This is a genomic window from Micromonospora sp. NPDC049523, from assembly GCF_040676775.1.
GTDB lineage: Bacteria > Actinomycetota > Actinomycetes > Mycobacteriales > Micromonosporaceae > Micromonospora_G.
The window spans coordinates 227,819-250,701 of the sequence record NZ_JBFAPP010000006.1; the positions used below are offsets into that span (position 1 = coordinate 227,819).

Sequence of the window (22,883 nt, forward strand, 5' to 3'; positions counted from 1 at the left end):
ACCGGCAAGTTCAGATTGTGGGAGGCGACATCCGTGCGCACCATCGTGATCTCCGGTGGCACCGACGGCATGGGTCGGGCGCTCGCCTCGACCTACCTGGGACGTGGTGACACCGTCGTCATCGTGGGTCGCGACCCGGCAAAGGGGGCGGACTTCCTGGCCGACGCCGACCGGGACGGCGCCCGGTCGCGGGCACACTTCATCCGGGCCGACCTGAGTCTGGTGGCGGAGAACCGGCGGGTCGTCGCGGAGATCGCAGCGACGTGCCCGGTGGTCGACGTGCTGGTGTTCTGCGCCCGGCACTACCGGTCGAACCGTACCGAGACGATCGAAGGGCTGGAGGCCACGTTCGCGTTGGACTACCTGAGCCGGTTCCTGCTCGGTCATGGTCTGGTCGCACAGTTGGAACGGGCCGCCCGACCGGTCATCGTGAACGTCTCCGGGCCGGGGATATCGAAGCCGGAGATCCGCTGGGACGACCCGGGGCTGGCTCGCGACTACGACGGATTCACCGCACAGTTCCAGGCCGGCCGGGCGAACGACCTGCTCGGCATCGCGTCCACGGCGGTATACCCGACGAACCGTACGCGATATGTCTTGGTCCATCCCGGTGGGGTTGCGACCAGCTTCTCCGGCGACTATGACGAAGCGACGGCCGCCCAGGTCGCGGCGATGCGGCTCACGGCCAGGCCGGTGGGCGAGGGCATCGTGCCGATCGTCGCCGTCATCGACGCGCCGCCGGCCGAGCCGGTGTCCGCGTTCATGCGGGAACGCCGGGTCGACCTGTCGCCGGGGTCCGCCGACGCCGATGCGGTGGCGGCGATGCGGCTGCACCGCCTCACCAACCGACTGATCTCCTCCCTGCCCGGGGACGCGACGAGCTAGCGTCCGTCGCCGCCCAGATAGGTCAGCTCGACCAGGCGGAAGCTGTGCGGCCCGGTCGCGTCGGCGGCGAACTCGTGCTGCCCGCCCGGCGCCAGGTAGTGGACGCCGTCGGTGTCCGGGTGGGAAAGGCCGATCACGACCACCGGGACGTCGCCCGCCTGCCACCGGTGGCGGGCGCCGGGCTCGACCTCGACGCCCCGGACGCGTACCTCGTCGTCGGCGAAGACCTCGGTCAGGGCGAGACCGTCGGTGGCGGCCCGCGCGGCGGGAAGAGCCGGATCGGGTACGCCGGACGCCTCCTCGCCGAGGTCCAGCAACTCGACGATCCGGTTGCGGTAGTTCGCCTCGCCGTAGTTGGTGAGCATGTGCACGGGGGACACCGGCCGGTGCACGACCCCGCCGACCTGCTCGGACAGGAACCGGGCCGGGCTGCCGTCGAGCCAGTCCATCCGACAGGGCGAGGTCTCCAGGTTCAACACCACGTACGGGTTGTGGTGCAGGTGCCAGGGCTGTGACCCGCCCGGCGGAAGTTGGACCTCCCAGACCCGTACCCGGGGGTTGACCAGCAGGACCCGCTGGCCGATCTCGCCCAGCACGACCGGTTGGCCGTCCGGGGCCGAGACGATGCTTCCTGCGCTCACGTCGACGTCCTCACTGGTGGGGTACGGGCGCGCCCATCATCGCCCACGCCCCGCACGAAGATCCAAACAGGTACGCCCCGCACCGGCTCGGATTGACGGACATCGTTTCTGGTGTAACGATTCCTGATACCGGCCGGAAATGGTCGCGTAATTCGAGTTACTCGAATTACTTAAGCGGAAATCGGATGGCGATCGGCGCGCCGTCCACAATCACCGAACCGTGTAAGCCTTTACCCGTCGAGTGAAGGGTCGTACGCAATCATGCACAGGAACATCGGCGGTCCGCGCCGCCGTACGGTCGTGGCCGCACTGACCGCGGGCGTCGTGGCGCTCACCTCGTTCGTACCCGGTGTGACCGTCGCCGCCCCGGCCGACGGTCCGGCCCCCGCTGGCGACGTCGGCGCCCAGGTGGCCTGGAACCTGCTCTACTCCGAGGACTTCTCCACCCCGGTCAACCCGGGCAACGCGCCCTGGGTGCGGGAGACCTACGCCAACCCGTTCGACACGATCATGGACGACTCCGGGCAGTGGTACCGCAACGACTACGGGCCGGACTGGAACACCGCTTTCAATTCCTTCAACACGTACCGCAAGGAGTTCCCGGTCGGGCAGAACGGCTGGTTGACCGCGTCGCTGTCGGCCCGCGACTGGGACAAGAACGGTGTCATCGAGGCGCCGCCGTCGATCACCACCCAGGCCCAGGGCGGCGGCAACGTGGCGGTGCTGAACGTGCCTGACCACACCGGTGGGGCAATCTTCCGCCCGACCAACAAGCTGCCGTCGCAGTACCGCATCGAGTACAAGCTGAAGACCATCGACTTCGGCGGCAAGCGCAACGGTTCGATCGAGTACGGCGGCCGGGTGAACGGCTACAGCACCTCGGGCTGCAAGACCCAGCACCCGTGGGGCGAGGGTTCGAACAGCCCCGGCTGGTCCGGTGACGCCTCCGCCCCCTACTGCGAGTGGCAGGACGTGCGCTCCGGCCCGTACGGCTACAACGGCTTCCATTTCCTGTCGATCGTGGACTTCGCCAACCCGGCGCCCCGGAACAACCACTTCTGGCACTACCGCCGCAAGGTGCTGATGGATTCGTTCTCCCAGCATCCCGACCGGGTCGGCAGCGGCACCGGTGGCCGGGTCTGCAACTCCAACACCAACCAGTACTACAACTACCGGGACGGCAACTTCAACACCGTCAACATGTGGATCAGTGGCCTGCCGAACTGGAACCCCGGGCCGGGTGGACTCGCCGGCAACTCGCAGTGGTTCATGACCAACTGTTCCGGTGGTGTCGCCGAGCAGCAGCTCTCCTCGGCCGCCGAGTTGCAGCCCGAGCTGATGCCGAACGAGTTCTACACCTTTGCCATCGAGCGCGACGCCACCGGATACGTCCTGGAGGCCAGCGGCAACTTCGCCCGGGTCGGGCAGAAGACGATCCGGTTCCACCGCCCGTTCATCGTCAACAACGCCCCGATCTGGCACTACAACACCGAACCCGGCGAGTACGACGGCCGCTTCAACAACAACCTGGTGCAGAACGACAACAACGGCAGCACGACCTGGGCGAACCAGTGGCCGGCCGGCTCGGCGTACCCGGACTACTTCGTCATCGGCGACCTCTACACCAACGTGTACGAGGGCAGCGCCAGCCTGACCGACATCCGCCTCTACACCCCGGCGCCGCCGACCACCACCAACCTGGCGCTGAACAAGCCGGCCACCGCCGACAGCCAGTGCGCGGCGGCCGAGGCACCGGCCAAGGCGGTCAACGGAAGCTGGACCGCCGGCAACGCCGACAAGTGGTGCTCGCTCGGCACCTCCAAGTGGCTGCGGGTGGACCTGCAGTCCAACCAGCAGGTGGGCAGGTTCGTGGTCCGGCACTCCGGTGCCGGTGGCGAGAAACCGGCCTGGAACACCCGCGACTTCGACCTCCAGACCAGCACGAACGGCACCACCTGGAGCACGGTCGCGTCCGTACGCGGCAACACCGCCAACGTCACCACGCACACCTTCACCCCGGTCACGGCCCGGTACGTCCGGGTGAACGTGCTGACGCCGACCAGCGACAGTGACCGGGCGGCTCGGATCTTCGAGCTGGAGGCGTACGCGAGCTGACCGGCCGTTGCCGCCGGGAGCGACCGTCCCCGGGTGCGGTCGAGCAGACCGCACCCGGGCCCCGCTCAGATCTCCGGTGCCGCGTCGCCGAGCAGGTCGCGCAGCCAGCGGAGCTGGACCTGCTGCTGGAAGCCGGCGCCGCCCTCGTGGCCGTTGTACGGCCACACGCTGATCTCCTTGGCCGCCCCCGCGTAGTGGTTGTACGCGGCGAAGACCGTCGACGGCGGGCAGACCGCGTCCATCAGCGCCACCGAGTAGAGCGCCGGAGCGTCCGCCCGCGCGGCGAGGTTCACCCCGTCGAAGTAGCTCAGCGTGGTGAACACCTGCTCGACCCGGTGCCGGTGCGTCTTCAGGTAGGTCACCAGTTCGGCGTACGGCTGGGCGTCGGTGATCTCGGTGGCCCGTCGGTGGTGGCAGAGGAACGGCACGTCCGGCATGACCGCGGCGAGTCCCTCGGCCAGTCCGCTGACCGCGATCGCGATGCCGCCGCCCTGGCTGATCCCGGCGACCACCACCCGCTCCGGATCGACCAGGGGGTGGGACCGGGCCGCGTCGACCGCCCGGACCGCGTCGGTGAACACCCGCCGGTAGTAGTAGGTCTGCGGGTCGGCGATGCCCCGGGTCATGAAGCCGGGAGTCTGCGGCCCGCCGGCCGGGTCGGGGTCGGGAGTGTCGCCCGCCATCGAGCCGGCGCCGCCCTGCCCCCGGGTGTCCATCACCAGGTGCGCGTAACCGGCGGCGCTCCAGCTCAGCCACTCGTGCGGCAGGCCGCGCCCCCGGCCGTAACCGAGGTATTCGACCACGCACGGGAGTGGGCCGGTGGCGTGCCGGGGGACCAGGAACCAACCGCGTACGGGCTGCCCGGCGAAACCGGGAAAGGTCACGTCGTACACCCGTACGGTGGCCAGCCCGGCGTCGTACGGCTCGAACCGGGCCGGGGTCTGCGTGGCCCTCGCCTCGGCCAGTGTGTCGGCCCAGAAGGTGTCGAAGTCCTCCGGCTCGGTACGCGTCGGCAGGTAGTCGCGCAGGCGGTCCAGGGGCCAGTCGACCAGCATGAGGGGCGCTCCTTTCGGGTACGCGCCGTAGCCGGTGACCACCCCGCCGTCGGCCGAGGAGGAACGGAGGGTAACGTTGCCGTCCTCAGTTCGCTGCTGCCCCGAGGAGGTGGGACCGATTCTCGTCACGAACGGCGGGTGCTCCCACCGGGCGGCGCCATTGGCTTTCTTGATCTAGGTCGAGCCATGGTAACCGCGGGAGCGCCCACAGGCGTCCCGAAGGGTCAGACATGTCGACTTCCCAATCCACCCCGGCGTTGAGCCGCACCGCCATCATCCGTACGCTGCGCGCCGCCGGTTGTGTGTTCGCCGAGGACGAGGCGCAACTGCTCATCGACGCCGCCCCCGAGCCGGACACCCTGCGTTCGATGGTGCAACGGCGGGTCGCCGGACTGCCACTGGAACACATCGTCGGCTGGGCCGACTTCTGCGGGCTGCGCATCGCGGTCGACGCGGGGGTTTTCGTGCCGCGTCGGCGTACCGAACTGCTCGTGCGACGGGCCGTGGCGCTCTGCCCGCGTAAGGCCACCATCGTGGACCTGGCCTGCGGTACGGGTGCGGTGGGCCGGGTCATCGCGGACCGCGTCGACGGCGTGTCGCTGCACGCGGCGGACATCGAGCCGGCCGCCGTACGGTGTGCCCGGCGCAACCTCGACCCCGTCGGTGGCCTGGTGTACGCCGGTGACCTGTACGACCCGCTGCCGGTCGCGCTGCGCGGTCGGGTCGACGTGCTGGTGGCCAACGTCCCCTACGTGCCCAGCGCGGCAGTCGACCTGCTGCCGCCGGAGGCACGGATCCACGAGCCGCTGGTGGCGCTCGACGGCGGCGCCGACGGCCTCGACGTGCTGCGCCGGGTCGCCGCCGACGCTCGCGAGTGGCTCGTGCCGGGCGGGCACCTGCTGCTGGAGACCAGCGTGGACCAGGTCGACGCGGCGCTTGCCGTGCTCGCCGGGGCCGGGCTCACGCCCGGGCTGGCCGGCGACGACGAACTGCACGCCACGGTGGTCATCGGCCGCTGCTGACCGCCTGCGCTCCGGCCGGGAGGTCGACGCCGCCGACCGTCCGCGCTTCGTGAGGTGCGTCGATGGCGCCGGCCATCTGCGTCCCGTCCGGGGCGTCGATGCCGCCGACCGCCTGCACTTCGTCCGGGGCGCCGCTGCCGGCGACCGGCGGCACACCGACGAGGGCGCCGACCGTCTCGACGGTGCCGTCCATCGCGACCAGGCGGGCGTTCGTCCCGAGCCCGGCCAGCCACGACCGGGCGCCCGCGCCGCGGACCAGCGCGGCGAGGCTCAGCGCCTTCGCCGTTACCGGGTCGGCCGCCGCCACCGTGGCGTCCCGCCACACCGGTGCCGGTGGCAGCCCGGTGCGCGGGTCGACGATCGGCCTTGCCGGGCCGCGGCCGGTGGTGCGCGTGTGCGCCAGTGCGCCACCGGCCAGCCCGAGGGTGACACCGCCGATCGGCACCCGCCAGCCGCCCGGCGGTGGTGGGCCGGCGGTCGCCACACAGCCGCCGAGGGCGACCAGTACGCCGTCACCGATACGTGCCGCGAGCAGGTTCGCGCACCGCCGCGCGGTCACCGCCCGTGCGGTCGCGGTCAGGTCGAGCAGCACCGGTGCCGGTACGGTCAGCGAACCATCACGCAGTCCCACCCGCCGCCAGCCGTCCCGTTCCGCGGTCGGGCGCAGCGATGATCCGCACACCGGTAGCCACGGGTCGCGGCCCGGCCGGGACAACCGCAGCAGGGCGGCGCCCACCGTCGGGTCCACGTCACCGTCGGTCAGCTCGGCGGCGGCCAGAGCGGCGGCGACCAGCTCGGCGAGGCGTGCGCTGATCCGTACCGGCGTGCCGGCGGCGCGGTGCACCCGGGACAGCTCGCTGCCACCCCAACGGTGGCCGTGGGTCCGGTTCAGGGCGGCGAGTTCCGCCGTGACCAGGCGACGGGCGACCCGGGACGTTTCCGTCCCGGTCACCACCACCCGCACCTCGGTGCCGCGATCCGACCAGCGTGCCTCCGCCATGGTGCCCTCCCGGTTGTCGCCCGAACCACCCCGCCACCGTCGCCGGGCCTGCTGAACTGCTCGTATGTCGCACCTGTGCGTCCGCTGTGTAAGCCGGCGTCGTCCGGGTCGTGAGCCGTTCTCGTCCGCGTCATCGGCGTGCGGTGCGGCGGCGGCTTACACAGCCGGCACACAGGTTCCGCCGAGGTGGGGCACAGCGGCCGGCGGCAGCATGGACGGATGACGACGGACGCGCGACCCTCCGGCCGGCACATCGAGCTGCGGCGCCCCGACGGCGAACCGGTCCGGGTGCTGGTCGTGGACGACGAGACCGTGCTCACCGACCTGCTCTGCATGGCGCTGCGCTACGAGGGCTGGGAGGTGCGCAGCGCGGACACCGGACTGGCCGCGGTCCGCCAGGCGAAGCGCTTCCAGCCGGACGCGGTCGTGCTCGACGTCATGCTGCCTGACCTGGACGGACTTGAGGTGCTCCGCCGGCTGCGCGGGCACGCCCCGGCCATGCCGGTGCTCTTCCTCACCGCGCGGGACTCGGTCGAGGACCGGATCGCGGGCCTCACCGCCGGCGGCGACGACTACGTGACCAAACCGTTCAGCCTGGAGGAGGTGGTGGCCCGGTTGCGGGGGCTGATGCGCCGCGCCGGAGTCGGCGTCGCCACCCAGCCCGACGCGGTACTGGTGGTCGGTGACCTGACCCTGGACGAGGAGAGCCACGAGGTACGTCGCGCCGGCCAGCTCATCGCGCTCACCACGACCGAGTACGACCTGCTGCGTTACCTGATGCGCAACCCGCGCCGGGTGCTGAGCAAGGCGCAGATCCTGGACCGGGTCTGGAACTACGACTTCGGCGGCCAGGCCAACATCGTCGAGCTGTACATCTCCTACCTGCGCAAGAAGATCGACGCCGGTCGGGAGCCGATGATCCACACCCTGCGGGGGGCGGGTTATGTCCTCAAGCCCGCCGGTTGAGTCCCCCGCGCTGCGCCGCCGGCTGACCGGCTGGTCGTTACGGGCCCGGTTGGTCGCCGCCGTGGTCGCGTTGCTCGCGGTGGTCTGTGTGCTGATCGGCGCCGCCACCACGATCGCGCTGCGCCACTCGCTGATCAAGCAACTCGACCAGCAGCTCAGTACGGTCGCCGGACGCGCGGGCGGTTCGTCGAACGGTCCGCCGAACGGCCGTCCGCCCGGCGTGCCGTCCGGCTCGGGGAACCCCTTCGGCCCGGGTGACCCGTTTCCGCGCGGGCAGCCGATCGGCACCCTGACCGCCGCCGTGGACGACGGCGAGGTCGAGTGGGCCGTGACGCTGCCCGCGGACACCACCACCGAACGGGAGGCGGTGCCGGCCGCGCAGGAGCCGACGCTCGCCGGCCTGCCGGCCGACGGCGAGCCGCGTACCCGGGCCCTCGGTGACCTGGGCGACTATCGGCTGGTCGCGCGGCAGATGCCGAACGGGGAGGTGATCGTGACCGGTTTGCCGCTGACCGAACTGGAGCAGACCGTCTGGCAGATGATCGGCATGGAGGCGGGGATCGCGGCCGGGGGACTGCTGCTCGCCGGCACCGCCGGGGCGCTGATCGTGCGGGTGTCGCTGCGTCCGCTGCGCCGGGTCGCGGCCACCGCCGGGCGGGTCGCCGAACTGCCGCTGGACCGGGGCGAGGTGGCGCTCGCCGTACGGGTCCCGGAGGGCGACACCGATCAGCGTACCGAGGTGGGCCAGGTCGGCGCGGCGCTCAACCGGATGCTCGGTCACGTCGGCGGAGCGCTCGCCGCCCGCCAGGCCAGCGAGACCCGGGTACGCCAGTTCGTCGCCGACGCCAGCCACGAACTGCGTACGCCGCTCGCCGCGATCCGCGGTTACGCCGAACTGACCCGGCGTGGCCGGGACCCGGTCCCGCCCGACATCGCGCACGCGCTGCGCCGGATCGAGTCGGAGGGGACGAGGATGACCGCGCTCGTCGACGACCTGCTGCTGCTCGCCCGGCTCGACGCGGGGCGCCCGCTGGCGGTCGAACCGGTCGACCTCAGCGCGCTCGCGGTCGACGCGGTCAGCGACGCGCACGTGGCCGGACCGGAGCACCGCTGGCGGCTCGACCTGCCCGACCGGGCGGTCTGCGTCGACGGCGACCCGGCCAGGCTGCACCAGATCCTGGCGAACCTGCTGACCAACGCCCGTACGCACACGCCGCCGGGCACCACGGTCACCACGAGCCTGACCGAGGTCGGCTCGGACGGGGTCGCGCTCACCGTGCTCGACGACGGTCCGGGCATACCGCAGGCCTTGCAGGGCGAGGTCTTCGAGCGGTTCGCACGCGGGGACAGCTCGCGTTCCCGGGCGGTCGGCAGCACCGGGCTGGGGCTGGCGATCGTCTCCGCCGTGGTCGAGGCGCACCGGGGCACGGTCACCCTGACCAGCCGTCCCGGGCACACCGCGTTGACGGTACGGCTGCCGCGACTCACAGCGGACACATAGGTCACTCACCGGATCGACCTAGCCGGCCCGTCGAATCTTGCCGGCATGACCCGATCAGAGACTCTGCCGACGAGCGCGGCGCCCGACGTACCCGAAACCGCGCCGAGTGAGGCCGACCTGCCGGTGGCCGAGACCGCCGTGCCCCGGTCGCCGGCCTGGGTGCGACCGGCGCTGGCCGCGCTGCTGCTCGCGACCGCCCTGCTCTACCTGTGGGGACTGGGGGCCTCCGGCTGGGCAAACTCGTTCTACTCGGCCGCCGCCCAGGCCGGCTCGGCGAGCTGGGAGGCACTCTTCTACGGCTCCTCGGACGCGGCCAACTCGATCACGGTGGACAAACCACCGGCGGCGATGTGGCTGATGGCCCTGTCCGTACGGATCTTCGGTCTGAACTCCTGGGCGATCCTCGTCCCGCAGGCGCTCGCCGGGGTCGCCTCGGTCGGCGTGCTCTTCGCCACCGTCCGACGCTGGTACGGTCCGGCCGCCGGCCTGCTCGCCGGTACGGTGCTCGCGCTCACCCCGGTCGCCACCCTGATGTTCCGGTTCAACAACCCCGACGCGCTGCTCGTGCTGCTGCTGGTGCTCGGCGCCTACGCCTGCGTACGGGCGGTCGAGACGGCGGCGACCCGGTGGATCGTGCTGGCCGGGGTGCTGGTCGGCTTCGGCTTCCTGACCAAGATGCTCCAGGCGTTCCTGGTGGTGCCGGTCTTCGCCGGGGTGTACCTGCTCGCCGCGCCGACCGGGGTCTGGCGTCGGATCCGGCAACTCCTGCTGGCCGGGCTCGGCCTGGTGGTTGCCGCCGGATGGTGGGTGGCGATCGTCGAACTCGTACCGGCGAGCGCCCGGCCGTACGTCGGCGGGTCGCAGGGCAACAGCATCCTCGAACTGACTCTCGGCTACAACGGGCTGGGCCGGATCACCGGGGAACAGCCGGGCAGTGTCGGCGGCGGCGGTGGTCCGGGCGGTAACGGCGGCGGCTGGGGCGCCACCGGGTGGCTGCGGCTGTTCGGCTCCGACCTGGGTGGACAGATCGGCTGGCTGCTGCCGGCCGCGCTGCTGCTGCTCGTGGTCGGGCTGGTGGTCGCCGGACGCGTGCCGCGTACGGACCGGGGCCGGGCCGGATTCCTGATCTGGGGCGGGTGGCTGCTGGTCACCGGGGTCACCTTCAGCCTGATGCAGGGCATCTTCCACGCGTACTACTCGGTTGCCCTGGCGCCGGCGGTGGCCGCGCTGGTCGGCATGGGTGCCACCGTGCTGTGGCGGCTGCGCGGGCACCGGGCCGCGCTGCCGGTGCTGGCCGGCGTGCTGGCGGTCACCGCCGGCTGGTCCTGGGTGCTGCTCGGCCGGAGCCCACAGTGGCAGTCGTGGCTGCGACCCACCGTGCTGATCGCCGGACTTGTCGCGGCGGTGCTGCTTGCCCTGCTCGGCTGGCTGACCGCGCGGGTGGCGGCAGGCCGGGCCTCCCGCTGGGCCGCCGCCGGGGTGCTGGCGATCGGCCTGCTCGCCGCCCTCGCCGGACCGCTCGGTTACTCGCTCGACACCGCGGCGACCGCGCACGCAGGTGCGATCCCGTCGGCCGGACCGGCCGTGACCGGCGGTGGCTTCGGCGGGCCGGGTGGGCGGGGTGGACCGGGCGGTGGCCGGATGCCCGGCGGCCCGTTCGCTGGCGGTGCCAACCAGGGCGCCTTCCCCGGCGGCGGTCCGGGTGGTGCCAACCAGGGTGCCGTGCCCGGCGGTGGCAACCAGGGTGCCGTGCCAGGTGGCGCCAATCAGGGCGGGTTCCCGGGCGGCGGCAACCAGGGTGGCTTCCCCGGTGGCGGCAACCAGGGCGTACCCGGTGTGCCGGGCGGGGCCGGGACACGCGGCGGCGCGCAGCGGGGTGGACCCGGTGGCGGCATGGGCGGGTTGCTCGACGCCCGTACGCCGAGTGCCGAGATGGTCGCGCTGCTGAAGCAGGACCGGGACGGGTACACCTGGGTCGCGGCGACGGTCGGCTCGAACAACGCCGCCGGTTACCAGCTCGCCACCGGTGACCCGGTGATGCCGATCGGCGGCTTCAACGGCAGCGACCCGTCACCCACGCTCGCCCGGTTCCAGGAGTACGTACGAGCGGGGGAGATCCACTACTTCCTGGGTGGCTCGGGCTTCCGGGCCGACGGCGGCAGCCAGGACGCCCAGGAGATCGCCACCTGGGTCTCGGAGAACTTCACCGCCAGCACCGTCGACGGAACCACCGTCTACGACCTGAGCACCGGCCGGGAGGACTGAGCCGTGACGACCTCCATCGCCCCGTCGTCGCTACCCGACCACCGGGCAGCCGAACGACCCGTTGCCGTACTGGACGTGGTCATCCCGGTCTACAACGAGGAAACCGACCTCGCCCCGTGCGTACGAAGGCTGCACGCGTACCTGACGGAGTCGTTCCCGTACCCGTTCCGGATCACGATCGCGGACAACGCCAGTGTGGACGGCACCCTGGTGGTAGCCCGTGAGCTGGCGGAGGTGTTGCCGGGTGTCGGCGTACTCCATCTCGACCGCAAGGGTCGCGGCCTGGCCCTGCGGTCGGCCTGGTCCGGGTCGGACGCCCCGGTCCTGGCCTACATGGACGTCGACCTCTCCACCGACCTGGCCGCGCTGCTGCCGCTGGTGGCACCGCTGATCTCGGGTCACTCGGACCTCGCCATCGGTACCCGGCTCGGACGCGGCTCCCGGGTGGTCCGGGGCGCCAAACGGGAGATCATCTCGCGGGGATACAACCTGCTGCTGCGCGGCACCCTCGCCGCCCGGTTCTCCGACGCCCAGTGCGGCTTCAAGGCCATCCGTCGCGACGTCGCCGACCGGCTGCTGCCGCTGGTACGCGACACCGGCTGGTTCTTCGACACCGAACTGCTGGTGCTGGCCCAACGGGCCGGACTGCGCATCCACGAGGTTCCGGTCGACTGGGTGGACGACCCGGACAGCCGCGTCGACATCATCCCCACCGCCCTGGCCGACCTGCGCGGCATCTGGCGCCTGGCCACCGGGGCGATACCCCTGACCGAGGTACGCGCCCAGCTCGGCCGAGCCCCGCTCACCGCCCCGAGCGGGGCGGTACCAGCCGGCCTGCCCCGGCAACTGGTCCGGTTCGCCGCCGTCGGCATCGCCAGCACCCTCGCCTACATCGCGCTGTACGCGTTGCTGCGTACCGGGATCGGCGCGCAGCCGGCGAACCTGCTGGCGCTGCTCGTCACCGCGGTGGCGAACACCGCCGCGAACCGGCGGCTCACCTTCGGCATCAGCGGCCGGCGTCACGTCGCCCGGCACCATCTCCAAGGGCTGTTGGTGTTCGCCGTCGGTATCGGGCTCACCAGCGGGGCGCTTGCGCTGCTGCCCCGCCTGGTCGCCCATCCACCCCGCTCGGTGGAGCTGCTCGTCCTGGTCGGAGCGAACCTCGTCGCTACGGTGGTGCGGTTCCTGCTGCTGCGGATCTGGCTGTTCCACCGCCGACCGACCAGCGTGAGCCCCTGGCGCAGCCCCCGCAGCCTTCCCGGAGGCATTTGATCGACGCCGATACGATGCCGCCGGGTGGCTACGGGTGAAGGCGGTCTCCCTCTTCCTCGTCGTGTTCGACCCGCGCGTGTGGTGCACCGCCGACCGGCCGCTGAGGAGGACCGGCCGGCCGGCGGCGAGTGTGGGGCGCCCCGGTCAGCCGACGGCTGTCGCGGTCGCCTGGGCCTCCTCGGCGAAGTGGCAGGCCACGGTCCGGTCCGAGGCGTCCTCGAGGCGCCGGGCGACCGGCTGCTCGGCGGCGCACCGGTCCTGGGCGAAGCGGCAGCGGGTGTGGAAGCGGCAGCCGGTGGGCGGGTTGGCCGGGCTGGGTGGGTCGCCGATCAGCATGATCCGGTCGCCGAGTTTGCGCCGGTTGCGGTCCACGACGGGAGCCGCCGACAGCAGCGCCTGGGTGTACGGGTGGGCCGGGGCGTCGTACACGGTGGTGGTGTCGCCGATTTCGGCGAGCCGACCCAGGTACATCACGGCGGTGCGGTCCGCCACGTGCCGGACCACCGACAGGTCGTGCGCGATGAACAGCAGCGCGATGTTCATCCGCCGCTGCAGGTCGCGCAGCAGGTTGACCACCTGCGCCTGGACCGACATGTCCAGCGCGGATACCGGCTCGTCGCAGACCAGCACCTCGGGGTCGAGGGCGAGCGCCCGGGCGATGCCGATGCGCTGGCGCTGTCCGCCGGAGAACTGGTGCGGGTAGCGGTGCATCAACTCGGGCGCGAGGTTGACCAGGCCGAGCAGCTCGGCGACCCGGTCGCGGCGGGCCGCGTCGCTGGTCACCTGCTTGTGTACGACCAGCGGCTCGCCGATCAGTTCGAGCACGCTCATCCTGGGGTCCAACGAGGTGTACGGGTCCTGGAAGACCATCTGCACCTGCCGGCGCAACAGCCGCCGGTCGCGTCCCCGTACCCGGGTGACGTCGCGGCCGTGGATCTCGATGCTGCCGGAGTCCGGCCGCTCCAGTCCGACCAGCATCCGGGCCAGCGTCGACTTGCCGCAGCCGGACTCGCCGACGATGCCGAGCGATTCGCCGGCGTGCAGCCGCAGGCTCACCCCGTCGACGGCACTGACCCGCGACTTGCGCATCCCGGACCGACCGGTGGCGAAGGTCTTGTGCAGGTCCCGGGCGTCGAGCACCAGGTCACCCGGAGACGGTGGCATGGAGCACCTCCTCGCTGCGGTGGCAGGCCGCGGTACGGCCGGCGGATACGACGGTGAGCGCGGGGCGCTCGGTACGGCAGCGGTCGACCACCCGCGCGCAGCGGGGGTGGAACGGGCAGCCGCCGGGCTGGTGGGCGGGGCTGGGTGGGCTGCCGGGAATGGCGTACAGCTCCTGGCCTCGGTGTTCGGCCTGGGGCACCGAGCGCAGCAGCGCCTCGGTGTAGGGGTGTGACGGTCGGCTGAGCAGGTCGTCGGCGCTGCCGGCCTCGACCACGCGGCCGGCGTACATGACCATCACCCGGTCGGCGACCTCGGAGACCACTCCCAGGTCGTGGGTGATGAGCAGGACCGCCATGTTCAGGTCGCGGCGCAGTTCGTCGAGGAGTTCGAGGATCTGCGCCTGCACGGTCACGTCGAGCGCGGTAGTCGGCTCGTCGGCGATGACGAGTTCGGGGCGGAGCGCGATCGCCATCGCGATCAGGATGCGCTGGCGCATGCCGCCGGAGAACTGGTGCGGGTAGTCGTCGACCCGGCTGGACGGGGCCGGGATGCCGACCTGGCCGAGCAGCTCGATCGCCGATGCCCGAGCCTGCTTGCGGGACACCTGCCGGTGGGTGCGGAACAGCTCGCCGAGCTGGTCTCCGATGGACAGCACCGGGTTCAGCGCGGAGAGCGCGTCCTGGAAGACCATGCTCATCCGGTTGCCCAGGACTTCCCGGCGTTGCCGCTGGGGCAGCGCGAGCAGGTCGGTGTCGCCGAGCCGGAGGCGGTCGGCGGTGACGGTGGCGTTGGGGGCGGAGAGCCCCATCATCGCGCGGGCGGCGGCGGACTTGCCGGAGCCGGATTCGCCGAGCAGGGCCACCAGTTCGCCGGGTGCCACGTCGAGGTCGACGTCGACGACAGCGGGGACGGGTCCACGGCGGGTGCCGAACGTTACCGAGAGGCCGCGTACGTGCAACGCGGCGTCGGGCGGGTGACGCATGTGTTTCCTCCCGGTAAATCAAGTGGACGCTTCTGCCCGTAGCTAGCTCAATGGCTAGCTGTTCTGCCCGTTCTTCTTTTGCATCTTGACTTCCGTGCCGGATTATTGCAAGCCTTGCATGGGTCGCCCCGGCCGCGGATTTTCCGGCCGGAGCGGCGACCGCATCGCGACATCACCAATCGGCAGTGCAACGACACGGAGTGTCACTGAAAAGCGGCATTCCGGGGTCACGAAGAAAGGGGCTTTGATGCTTGACAGCGCAAAGCGATACACCGGTTACACCGCGTATGACTACCTGGAGCCGGGCAAGGACTACAAGATCTTCAAGTACGCCGAACAGATCAGCCGCGTCCCCGCCTACCAGGGACTGGAGCTGTCGGACAGCCAGCGAGAACGGACCGTTCGGCTACTCACCGACGAAATCGTGATCTCGTTGCACGACCACGTCCAGGTCTTCCCCGAGGACATGGGCCAGCTCCGCGAACACATCCGGCAGGGCCGCGAACCCACCGGCTACCAGGGCCTGGCGCGCTCCGGCATGACCGCGGTCTTCGACAACGGCATGGACGGCACCTGTTGCATCTCCAGCGACGCCGGCTGGAAGTACCAGGACGTCCTGTTCGACCTCGGCGTACGCATGGCCGACCTGGCCCACCAGGACTACGTCATCAAGGCCGAGTCGCTGCGCGACATCCACCGGGCGCACGAGACCGGGCGGCTCGCCCACGTCTTCGCGCTCGAGGCGGCCACCCCGATCGAGAACGAGGTAGACCGCCTCGACGTGCTGTACGGCTTCGGCGTACGGCAGATCGGCATCGCCTACTCCGAGGCCAACTACCTCGGCAGCGGGCTCAAGGAGCGGGGCGACGGCGGCCTGACGTACTTCGGTGAGCGGGCCGTGGAGCGGATGAACAAGCTCGGCTTCGCCATCGACATCTCGCACTCCGGTGACCGCACCGCGCTGGACGTCATCAACTACTCCACCAAGCCGGTCCTGATCACCCACTGCGGTTCGCGCGAGGTGTGGCCGACCAACCGGATGAAGCCGGACGCCCTGATCAAGGCGTGTGCCGAGCGCGGCGGCGTGATCGGGATCGAAGCGGCCCCGCACACCACCCTGTCCGAGGCGCACCCGAACCACTCGCTCGAGTCGGTGATGGACCACTTCACCCACCTGGTCGACAAGATCGGCATCGACCACGTGACGTTCGGCCCGGACACCCTCTTCGGTGACCACGTCGGCCTGCACACGGCCTTCTCGGGCAACCTGTCCATCTCCCAGGCGCACGGCCATGTCGAGCACCCGAAGGTGGAGTACGTCGACGGCCTGGAGAACCCGGCCGAGTGTTTCTACAACATCATCGGATGGCTGGTCAGCCACGACTACTCGGACGACGAGATCCGCAAGGTCGTGGGCGGCAACACCATCCGCGTTCTCGAGGAGGTCTGGGTCTAGATGCGTGTTCGTACACCCCTCATCGCGGTCTCCGCCCTCGCGCTGGCGGCCACGGTTGCCGCCTGCGGACCGTCCGCACCGTCGAAGACGGCCGACGGCGGCAGCGACGCGACACTCACCATCGCCACCACCACAGACGTGGTCAACTTCAACCCGCTGGTCGGCAACAGCCGTACCGACAACTGGATCACCAGCCTGATGTACCCGCGGCTGCTGACCATCGACGCCAACGGCGCCAAGCAGCCGTACCTGGCCAAGTCGTTCGGTTACACCGACCCGACCACCGGCTACTACGAGCTGCGCGACGACATGAAGTGGAGCGACGGCAAGCCGGTCACCGCCAGCGACGTCGCGTACACGATCAACGCGATCCTCAAGGACAAGCCGGCCGGCAACACCACCTACGGCCAGTTGGTCAACGTCGACTCGGCCTCGGCACCGTCGCCGACCCGGGTCGAGCTGAAGCTCAAGACCCCGGACTCCACCGTGGTCAGCGAGGCCGGCTTCTGGATGAACGTGGTCCCGCAGCACGTCTTCGAGCCGGCCGGCAGCGTGGCGAACTTCCCCAACAACAGCAACTGGGTCAGCGCCGGACCGTACAAGCTGACCAGCTTCGCCAAGGGGCAGAACTACACCCTGGAGCGGGTCACCCCGTACCCGTTCGCGCCGAACGGCACCCCGACCGTGGCGAAGATCGTCTACCGGGTCTACCCGGACGTCAACACCGAGATCCTCGCGCTGAAGAACGGCGACGTGGACCTGATCGCCAACGCCCTGCCGCCGGCACAGGTGAAGAACCTCCAGAGCGCCAGCGGGATCAAGGTCGAGGAGGTGCCCGGTCTCGGCTACGCGCACATGACGTACAACATGAAGCGCAAGCCGCTGGACAACGTCAAGGTCCGCCAGGCGCTGGCACACGCCGTCGACTACAACGCGATCCGTTCGGTGGTGCTCCAGGGCCAGGCGGTCAGCACCGGCTCCAGCCCGATCCCGCCGGTACTCAAGGAGTTCGTCGACCCGTCGCTGGAGGAGTACAACTTCGACCCGAACCTGTCGAAGCAACTGCTCGCCGAGGCCGGTTACGGAGCCGGCAAGACCCTCACGCTGTCGATGATCTACTCCCTGCAGGACGCGGTCACCTCCCAGTGGGCGACCATCGTCAAGGACGACGCGGCCAAGGCCGGCATCACCATCAACCTGCAGGGCATGGACCGCAACACGTACCTGGCCAAGACGGCCGCCGGTGAGTACGACATCTACGCCGGCAACTTCGCCATCATGGACGACCCGACCACCAACATGGCGCTGACCTACCTGCCCGGCGGTGCGATCAACTACTCGCTGGTCGACGACCCGGCGCTGAACGAACTGATCACCAAGGCGCAGGCCAGCACCGACAAGGCCGAGCAGAAGTCGCTCGCCCAGCAGGCCGCGAAGATCGTCCACGCCAACGTGTACGACAACGTGATGTACATGCAGAACCTCTACTTCGCCCACAGCGACAAGTGGAGTGGTTTCGTGATCAAGCCCAGTGAGCTGCTCTCCGTAGTGGATCCGCAGTCCCTGGCCAACGTGACGAAGAGCTGACGCCGATGCCTCAGGTTGTCCGATTCGCGGTGCGCAGACTGGGTAGGGGAGTGCTGACCCTGTGGTTCGCTGCCACGGTCACCTTCCTCCTGCTCCGGCTGCTGCCGGGTGACCCCGCGCTGGCGGTGGCCAGCCCGAACATGACTCCGGAAGCGCGCCAGATCCTGCTGCACCAGTACGGTCTGGACCAGCCGCTGCTCGCCCAGTACGGCAAGTACCTGTGGCAGCTGCTGCACGGCAACCTGGGGATCTCGTTCACCCAGCAGATCTCGGTCACGGACGTGCTCCTGGAGCGCCTACCGTGGACCCTGCTGCTGACCATCTCGTCACTCGTGGTGACGGTCGCCGTCGGCATCCCCCTGGGGGTGCTGGCGGCGACCCGCCCACGCGGCCTACTGGACCGCCTGGTCCAGGTGGGCGGCGTGACCGGGCAGTCGCTGTTCGTCCCGAGCGTGGGCATCTTCCTGCTCTTCGTCTTCGGGCTGCAACTGCACTGGCTGCCCATCGGCGGCGCGTACAGCCCCGGGATCTACGGCGCCGCCTGGTACGGCGACGTCGCCCTGCACCTGGTCCTGCCCTGCTTCAGCCTGGTCCTGGTGCAACTCGGCTCGTACGTGCTCACCCTGCGCTCCACCCTGATCGAATCCCTCGGCGAGGACTACTGCGTACTCGCCCGGGCCAAGGGTCTGCCCAACCGGAAGGTGGTGTGGAAGCACGGGCTGCGCAACGCGCTGCTGCCCACCACCACGCTGGTCGGCCTGCAGCTCGGCTTCCTGGTCGGCGGGGCGGTGTTGACCGAGACGGTCTTCGCCTACCCGGGCATCGGCCGGGGTATCTACGAGGCGGTGACCCAGCTCGACTTCCCGGTCCTCCAGGGCGCGTTCGTGCTGCTGGCCGCCACCGTCGTGGTCGCCAACGTGCTGACCGACCTGGCCTACGGACTGCTCGACCCGAGAGTGAGGACGGCATGACCACCGCGGCCACCGCACCCGTCGGGCCACTGGAGACCGTCGCCACCGACCAGGTCACCGCGGCCCGAGCCACCTGGTCGGCGTTCCGCCGCAACCCGCTCGGCCTGGCCTCGGTCGCCATCCTCGCCGTACTCGTGATCGTCGGCGTCTGCGCGCCGCTGATCACCGACTCCCCGTCCGGGTACGGCGACCAGGTGCTCCAGGGTCCGTCCGGGACACACTGGTTCGGCACCGACAACCTCGGTCGGGACATCTTCGCTGAGGTGGTCTGGGGAGCCCGGCTCAGCATCGTGATCGCCGCGCTCTCCTCCGCGCTCGCCATCGTGATCGGCGTACTGGTCGCGGTGCTCGGCGCCTACTTCCCCCGGGCGGACACGATCATCGGCACCATCGTCGACCTCTGCCTGTCCCTGCCGGTGCTGCCGCTGATGATCCTGGTCGCGGCGCTGGCCGGACCGAGCCTGGTCACCCTGGTCCTGGTCATCGCGTTCTTCTCCTGGCCCGAGGTCACCCGGGTGGTCCGGTCCCAGGCACTGTCGGTGGTCCGGTTGCCGTACATGGACGCGGCCCGGCTCACCGGCGGGTCACACGTCTGGATCATCCGCAAGCACCTGCTGCCCGCGGTCGCCCCGGTGATCGTGGTGTCGGTGGTGCTGACCGCGTCGCGGGCCGTACTGTCCGCGGCGGGCCTGGCCTTCCTCGGACTCGGCGACCCGAACAGCTGGTCCTGGGGCCGGATCCTCTACGAGGCCCAGCAGTCCGGCGCGATGTCCAGCGCCTGGTGGACCACCCTCTTCCCGTCGCTGGCCATGCTCGCCCTGGTGGTCTCGGCCACCCTCATCTCCATCGCCTACAACGACGCTCGCAACCCCCGTACCCGGGAGGACTAGCAACGATGCTGGAAACCCAACGGTTGTCGCCCACCTTCTACACCGCCCTGCAGGACGACCTGCGCGCCGAACTGGCCCGGGCCGGTCTCGACGCGATGCTCGCCGACGACCCGGAGGACGTCGCCTACCTGACCGGCTTCTTCCACCACCCCGGCGAACGGCCGGTCGCGGTGCTGCTGCCGACCGACGGAACCACCCGGCTGCTCCTGCCCGAACTGGAACGCGAGCACGCGCAGGCGCAGCACAGCGCGGCCGAACTGGTGGCCTATCCGGAGTTTCCCGGACTGCGTCCCCAGTTCAGCTACCTCGCCCCGGTCACCGGCCGGATCGGGTACGCGGGCAGCATGAGCGTGGACCGGCTGGCCCAGATCACCGCCGCCTTCCCGGGTGCCACGATGGTCCGTACCGATCTGGTCACCCTGGCCCGTTACCGCAAGCGGCCGGAGGAAATCGCGCTGCACGCGGAGGCAGCCCGGATCACCGACCTGATGCTGGCCGCCGGCCGTACGCTGATCGAAGACGCCGTCGCGGGCGGCGGTGAGCTCCCCAGCGAGGCCGAGTTGGCCGACCACATCACCACCGTCGGCACCCGCACCATGTACGCCGAGCACGCCGACGTGGTGGTGGTCTCGCCGCTGGCCGGCGGGCTCGTCTACGCGGGTCCCAACAGTGCCCGCCCGCACGCGCTGCCCTCGGGTTACCGGCTGCGTCCCGGCGACACCTTCATGCTCTCCCTCGGTTGCGCGGTCGGCGGCCGGTTCGTCGAGGGGGAGCGGACGTTCATCCTCGGCGAACCCACCGCCGACCAGCGCCGCTACTACGAAGCGGTACGCCAGGCGCAGCAGACCGGCGGCGAGGCGCTGCGTCCGGGTGTGCTCTGTTCGCAGGCGAACACCGAGTGCCTGGACGTGATCCGGTCGGCCGGACTGGGCGAGTACCTGCGGCACCGGCAGGGGCACGGCATCGGGCTGGGCATGCACGAGCCGCCCTGGCTCGCCGACGGCGACGACACCCCGCTGGAGGTCGGCATGGTGGTCTCCAACGAGCCGGGCATCTACATCCCCGGCCACGCCGGCTACCGCATCTCCGACTCGATGCTGATCACGCAGGACGGCGCCCGGCCGTTCACCTCGTACCCGCGTTCCCTCGACGACGTCGTCGTCGCGCTCTGAGCCCGACGCCCCGGCGGATGCTCCAGTAGGAAAGGAAAGACTGTGCGGCTGAACATCAACGGCAATGAACTAGAGGTCGAGGTCTTCGGCGCGGACGACGCGCCGGTCCTGATCGCCCACCACGGTGCCCCCGGCCTCGGCTCGCGTTCCGAGCCGAGAGCCACCTTCAGCCCGTTCGCGGACACCTTCCGCGTGATCGTCTTCGACGCCCGCGGCTCCGGAGTCAGCGAGGGCAACGGCCCGTTCAGCCACGAGCAGTGGGTGGCCGATGTGGACGGCCTGCGCGAGTGGGCCGGCGTGGAACGGTTCGTGATGGCCGGCGGCTCGTACGGCGGCTTCATCTCGATGGAGTACGCCATCCGGCACCCGGAGCGGGTGCGCGCGCTGGTGCTGCGGGACACCTCGGCCGACCACGAGAACGACAAGGCGGCCCGGCACAACGCCGAGACCTCCACCCGGGTCACCATCGACCTGGAGAAGCTCGACCGGATCAACACCGGCCAGACCCGGGACGACGCGGACCTGCGCGACTGCTGGCGGGAGATCCTGCCGCTGTACGACCACGTGTACGACCCCGCGAAGGTGGCCGAGCGGGTCGAGGCGACGCCGTACCGCTTCGAGACGCACAACTACGCGTTCTCCGTCAACATGCCGAACTATGACATCAAGTCGCAACTGCACCGGATCACCTGCCCGACCCTGGTCACCGTCGGCCGCGACGACTGGATCACGCCGGTGGCGAGCAGTGAGGTAATTGCATCCCTGATTCCGGACGCTAGGCTCGTCGTGTTCGAAAAGTCGGGCCACTCGCCGCAGATCGAAGAGGCGCAGCGGTGGCGACAGGTGGTACGGGACTTCCTCCACGAGATTGGCGCCGATGAGCAGTAGTACCGACCATCTCGACGATCTCGACCGGCGGATCATCGCCGCGTTGCAGAGCGACGGTCGGGCCAGCTGGACGGAGATCGCGGAACTCTCCGGCAGTTCGGTCGCGACCGTCGCCCGGCGCGGCCAGCAACTGCTGCGCGAGGGAGTCGTCCGGGTCGCGGCGATCCCCGGCAACAACCACGCCGGGGCGGCGGACCTGTTCGTCCTGCGCATCACCTGCGAACCCGGTACGCAGATGGAGGTGCTCGCCGAACTGGTCCGCCACACCGACCTGCGCTTCCTCAGCCTGGTGACCGGTCCGTACGACATCCTGGCCGAGCTGAACCTGCGCCGGGAGGAGTCCTTGCAGGCCCGGATCGTCGAGCGGATCCTGGCCATCGAAGGCGTACAGCGCTGCGACACCGACCTGACCCTGCACGTCTACAAGGTGTCGCACGACTGGAGCCGGCAACTGCTCAGCGACGCCCCGCCGGAGGAGGTCGCCGAGGCACACCAGTGCGACCCGAGCCACTTCGACGCGGTCGACCGCCAGATCATCGACCTGATGCGCGAGGACGGTCGGTCCAGCTTCCGGACCGTCGCCGCCGAGGTGGGACTGAACGAGAGCACCGTACGGCGGCGCTTCGAGACGCTGCTCAGTCGCGGCTGCATCCTGGTCACGACCCTGGTCCCCGCTCCGGCGCTGGGTTTCGAGTCGGAGATCGTCCTCAACATCACCGTCGCCCCGCCGTTCCTCGACTCGGTCGCGCGGACCCTGTCCCGCTACCGCGGAGTCCGGTACGTGGCGGCGATGCTGAGCAACAACGCGCTGATGTGCGAGCTGATCCTGCCGACCACCCAGGACCTGTTCCAGTTCACCACGAACACCCTCGGCCGGATGGAGGGCGTACAGGGGTGGACCGCGAGCGTGGTGCTGCTGGTGTTGCGGCGCGGGTTCGTCGAGACGCCCTGGTGGCGCGGCAGCATCGAGACCGCGCAGCAGTGAACCCCAGCGGGTTCGGGGCCGAGTCGCGCTGAGTCGCGTGCCGGAGCCGTCCGGTAGGCGTCCGCG

19 protein-coding genes are annotated in these 22,883 nt (G+C 70.4%); 14 read left to right on the plus strand and 5 right to left on the minus strand.

Annotation, left to right across the window (positions count from 1 at the left end; all coding sequences use genetic code 11):
• Positions 1 to 33: 33 nt before the first annotated feature.
• A complete protein-coding gene (locus AB0J90_RS11540) occupies positions 34 to 885 on the plus strand; it encodes an SDR family NAD(P)-dependent oxidoreductase (protein WP_363594732.1) in 852 nt (283 codons plus the stop codon).
• Here the strand turns inward: AB0J90_RS11540 and AB0J90_RS11545 are convergent.
• Entirely contained in the window at positions 882 to 1,526 is a 645-nt protein-coding gene (locus AB0J90_RS11545) for a hypothetical protein (RefSeq protein WP_363594734.1), read from the minus strand. The genes AB0J90_RS11540 and AB0J90_RS11545 overlap by 4 nt on opposite strands.
• 261 nt (positions 1,527 to 1,787) lie before the next feature.
• Here AB0J90_RS11545 and AB0J90_RS11550 point away from each other — a divergent pair, with 261 nt between their 5' ends.
• On the plus strand, positions 1,788 to 3,641 hold the full coding sequence (locus AB0J90_RS11550; RefSeq protein WP_363594736.1) for a discoidin domain-containing protein: 1,854 nt from the start codon (positions 1,788 to 1,790) through the stop codon (positions 3,639 to 3,641).
• 65 nt (positions 3,642 to 3,706) lie between these two features.
• Here the strand turns inward: AB0J90_RS11550 and AB0J90_RS11555 are convergent, their stop codons facing one another.
• Complete coding sequence (locus tag AB0J90_RS11555) at positions 3,707 to 4,696, minus strand: acetylxylan esterase (protein ID WP_363594738.1); 990 nt, start codon at positions 4,694 to 4,696, stop codon at positions 3,707 to 3,709.
• A 230-nt stretch (positions 4,697 to 4,926) separates the two neighbouring features.
• On the opposite strand from AB0J90_RS11555, the gene AB0J90_RS11560 reads away from it, so the two are divergent.
• Positions 4,927 to 5,718 (plus strand): putative protein N(5)-glutamine methyltransferase, encoded by a 792-nt coding sequence (locus tag AB0J90_RS11560; protein ID WP_363594740.1) that lies wholly within the window; start codon positions 4,927 to 4,929, stop codon positions 5,716 to 5,718.
• On the opposite strand, the gene AB0J90_RS11565 is transcribed toward AB0J90_RS11560, so the two are convergent.
• Positions 5,702 to 6,718 (minus strand): FAD:protein FMN transferase, encoded by a 1,017-nt coding sequence (locus AB0J90_RS11565; protein WP_363594742.1) that lies wholly within the window; start codon positions 6,716 to 6,718, stop codon positions 5,702 to 5,704. The two genes, AB0J90_RS11560 and AB0J90_RS11565, sit on opposite strands and share 17 nt — an antisense overlap.
• A 219-nt stretch (positions 6,719 to 6,937) precedes the next feature.
• On the opposite strand from AB0J90_RS11565, the gene AB0J90_RS11570 reads away from it, so the two are divergent.
• From AB0J90_RS11570 to AB0J90_RS11585, 4 genes are read left to right on the plus strand one after another with little or no spacing between them, the layout of a single operon-like run.
• Positions 6,938 to 7,684, plus strand: a complete 747-nt coding sequence (locus AB0J90_RS11570) for a response regulator transcription factor (protein ID WP_363594744.1) — start codon at positions 6,938 to 6,940, stop codon at positions 7,682 to 7,684.
• Positions 7,662 to 9,185, plus strand: a complete 1,524-nt coding sequence (locus AB0J90_RS11575; RefSeq protein ID WP_363594746.1) for a HAMP domain-containing sensor histidine kinase — start codon at positions 7,662 to 7,664, stop codon at positions 9,183 to 9,185. Before AB0J90_RS11570 ends, AB0J90_RS11575 begins: the two co-directional genes overlap by 23 nt.
• Before the next feature lie 45 nt (positions 9,186 to 9,230).
• Entirely contained in the window at positions 9,231 to 11,450 is a 2,220-nt protein-coding gene (locus AB0J90_RS11580) for a glycosyltransferase family 39 protein (RefSeq protein WP_363594748.1), read from the plus strand.
• Positions 11,451 to 11,465: 15 nt separating this feature from the next.
• Positions 11,466 to 12,722 (plus strand): bifunctional glycosyltransferase family 2/GtrA family protein, encoded by a 1,257-nt coding sequence (locus AB0J90_RS11585; RefSeq protein ID WP_363595029.1) that lies wholly within the window; start codon positions 11,466 to 11,468, stop codon positions 12,720 to 12,722.
• A gap of 144 nt (positions 12,723 to 12,866) precedes the next feature.
• On the opposite strand, the gene AB0J90_RS11590 is transcribed toward AB0J90_RS11585, so the two are convergent.
• Complete coding sequence (locus AB0J90_RS11590) at positions 12,867 to 13,886, minus strand: dipeptide ABC transporter ATP-binding protein (protein WP_363594750.1); 1,020 nt, start codon at positions 13,884 to 13,886, stop codon at positions 12,867 to 12,869.
• Complete coding sequence (locus AB0J90_RS11595) at positions 13,867 to 14,868, minus strand: ABC transporter ATP-binding protein (protein ID WP_363594753.1); 1,002 nt, start codon at positions 14,866 to 14,868, stop codon at positions 13,867 to 13,869. Before AB0J90_RS11595 ends, AB0J90_RS11590 begins: the two co-directional genes overlap by 20 nt.
• 247 nt (positions 14,869 to 15,115) lie before the next feature.
• On the opposite strand from AB0J90_RS11595, the gene AB0J90_RS11600 reads away from it, so the two are divergent.
• Genes AB0J90_RS11600 through AB0J90_RS11630 form a run of 7 tightly spaced genes read left to right on the plus strand, consistent with a single transcriptional unit; the run spans position 15,116 to position 22,817 of the window.
• Positions 15,116 to 16,324, plus strand: a complete 1,209-nt coding sequence (locus AB0J90_RS11600) for a membrane dipeptidase (protein WP_363594755.1) — start codon at positions 15,116 to 15,118, stop codon at positions 16,322 to 16,324.
• Complete coding sequence (locus AB0J90_RS11605) at positions 16,325 to 17,911, plus strand: ABC transporter substrate-binding protein (RefSeq protein WP_363594757.1); 1,587 nt, start codon at positions 16,325 to 16,327, stop codon at positions 17,909 to 17,911. It begins immediately after the preceding gene.
• Between the two features lie 5 nt (positions 17,912 to 17,916).
• Positions 17,917 to 18,882, plus strand: coding sequence for an ABC transporter permease (locus tag AB0J90_RS11610; protein WP_363594759.1), 966 nt, complete (start codon positions 17,917 to 17,919; stop codon positions 18,880 to 18,882).
• Entirely contained in the window at positions 18,879 to 19,772 is an 894-nt protein-coding gene (locus AB0J90_RS11615; RefSeq protein ID WP_363594761.1) for an ABC transporter permease, read from the plus strand. The genes AB0J90_RS11610 and AB0J90_RS11615 overlap by 4 nt, the downstream gene beginning before the upstream one ends.
• 5 nt (positions 19,773 to 19,777) lie before the next feature.
• Entirely contained in the window at positions 19,778 to 20,944 is a 1,167-nt protein-coding gene (locus AB0J90_RS11620) for a Xaa-Pro peptidase family protein (protein WP_363594763.1), read from the plus strand.
• A gap of 42 nt (positions 20,945 to 20,986) precedes the next feature.
• Positions 20,987 to 21,832, plus strand: a complete 846-nt coding sequence (locus AB0J90_RS11625) for an alpha/beta hydrolase (protein ID WP_363594765.1) — start codon at positions 20,987 to 20,989, stop codon at positions 21,830 to 21,832.
• Positions 21,822 to 22,817, plus strand: a complete 996-nt coding sequence (locus tag AB0J90_RS11630) for an Lrp/AsnC family transcriptional regulator (protein ID WP_363594767.1) — start codon at positions 21,822 to 21,824, stop codon at positions 22,815 to 22,817. Before AB0J90_RS11625 ends, AB0J90_RS11630 begins: the two co-directional genes overlap by 11 nt.
• The last annotated feature ends 66 nt before the right edge of the window (positions 22,818 to 22,883 follow it).

What these genes read in the sequence shown, in the direction of transcription:
- AB0J90_RS11550 (WP_363594736.1), top strand. Translation starts at nt 1,788, where the DNA reads ATGCACAGGAACATCGGCGGTCCGCGCCGCCGTACGGTCGTGGCCGCA.
- AB0J90_RS11555 (WP_363594738.1), bottom strand. Translation starts at nt 4,696, where the DNA reads ATGCTGGTCGACTGGCCCCTGGACCGCCTGCGCGACTACCTGCCGACG.
- AB0J90_RS11560 (WP_363594740.1), top strand. Translation starts at nt 4,927, where the DNA reads ATGTCGACTTCCCAATCCACCCCGGCGTTGAGCCGCACCGCCATCATC.
- AB0J90_RS11565 (WP_363594742.1), bottom strand. Translation starts at nt 6,718, where the DNA reads ATGGCGGAGGCACGCTGGTCGGATCGCGGCACCGAGGTGCGGGTGGTG.
- AB0J90_RS11570 (WP_363594744.1), top strand. Translation starts at nt 6,938, where the DNA reads ATGACGACGGACGCGCGACCCTCCGGCCGGCACATCGAGCTGCGGCGC.
- AB0J90_RS11575 (WP_363594746.1), top strand. Translation starts at nt 7,662, where the DNA reads ATGTCCTCAAGCCCGCCGGTTGAGTCCCCCGCGCTGCGCCGCCGGCTG.
- AB0J90_RS11580 (WP_363594748.1), top strand. Translation starts at nt 9,231, where the DNA reads ATGACCCGATCAGAGACTCTGCCGACGAGCGCGGCGCCCGACGTACCC.
- AB0J90_RS11590 (WP_363594750.1), bottom strand. Translation starts at nt 13,886, where the DNA reads ATGCCACCGTCTCCGGGTGACCTGGTGCTCGACGCCCGGGACCTGCAC.
- AB0J90_RS11595 (WP_363594753.1), bottom strand. Translation starts at nt 14,868, where the DNA reads ATGCGTCACCCGCCCGACGCCGCGTTGCACGTACGCGGCCTCTCGGTA.
- AB0J90_RS11600 (WP_363594755.1), top strand. Translation starts at nt 15,116, where the DNA reads ATGCTTGACAGCGCAAAGCGATACACCGGTTACACCGCGTATGACTAC.
- AB0J90_RS11605 (WP_363594757.1), top strand. Translation starts at nt 16,325, where the DNA reads ATGCGTGTTCGTACACCCCTCATCGCGGTCTCCGCCCTCGCGCTGGCG.
- AB0J90_RS11610 (WP_363594759.1), top strand. Translation starts at nt 17,917, where the DNA reads ATGCCTCAGGTTGTCCGATTCGCGGTGCGCAGACTGGGTAGGGGAGTG.
- AB0J90_RS11615 (WP_363594761.1), top strand. Translation starts at nt 18,879, where the DNA reads ATGACCACCGCGGCCACCGCACCCGTCGGGCCACTGGAGACCGTCGCC.
- AB0J90_RS11620 (WP_363594763.1), top strand. Translation starts at nt 19,778, where the DNA reads ATGCTGGAAACCCAACGGTTGTCGCCCACCTTCTACACCGCCCTGCAG.
- AB0J90_RS11630 (WP_363594767.1), top strand. Translation starts at nt 21,822, where the DNA reads ATGAGCAGTAGTACCGACCATCTCGACGATCTCGACCGGCGGATCATC.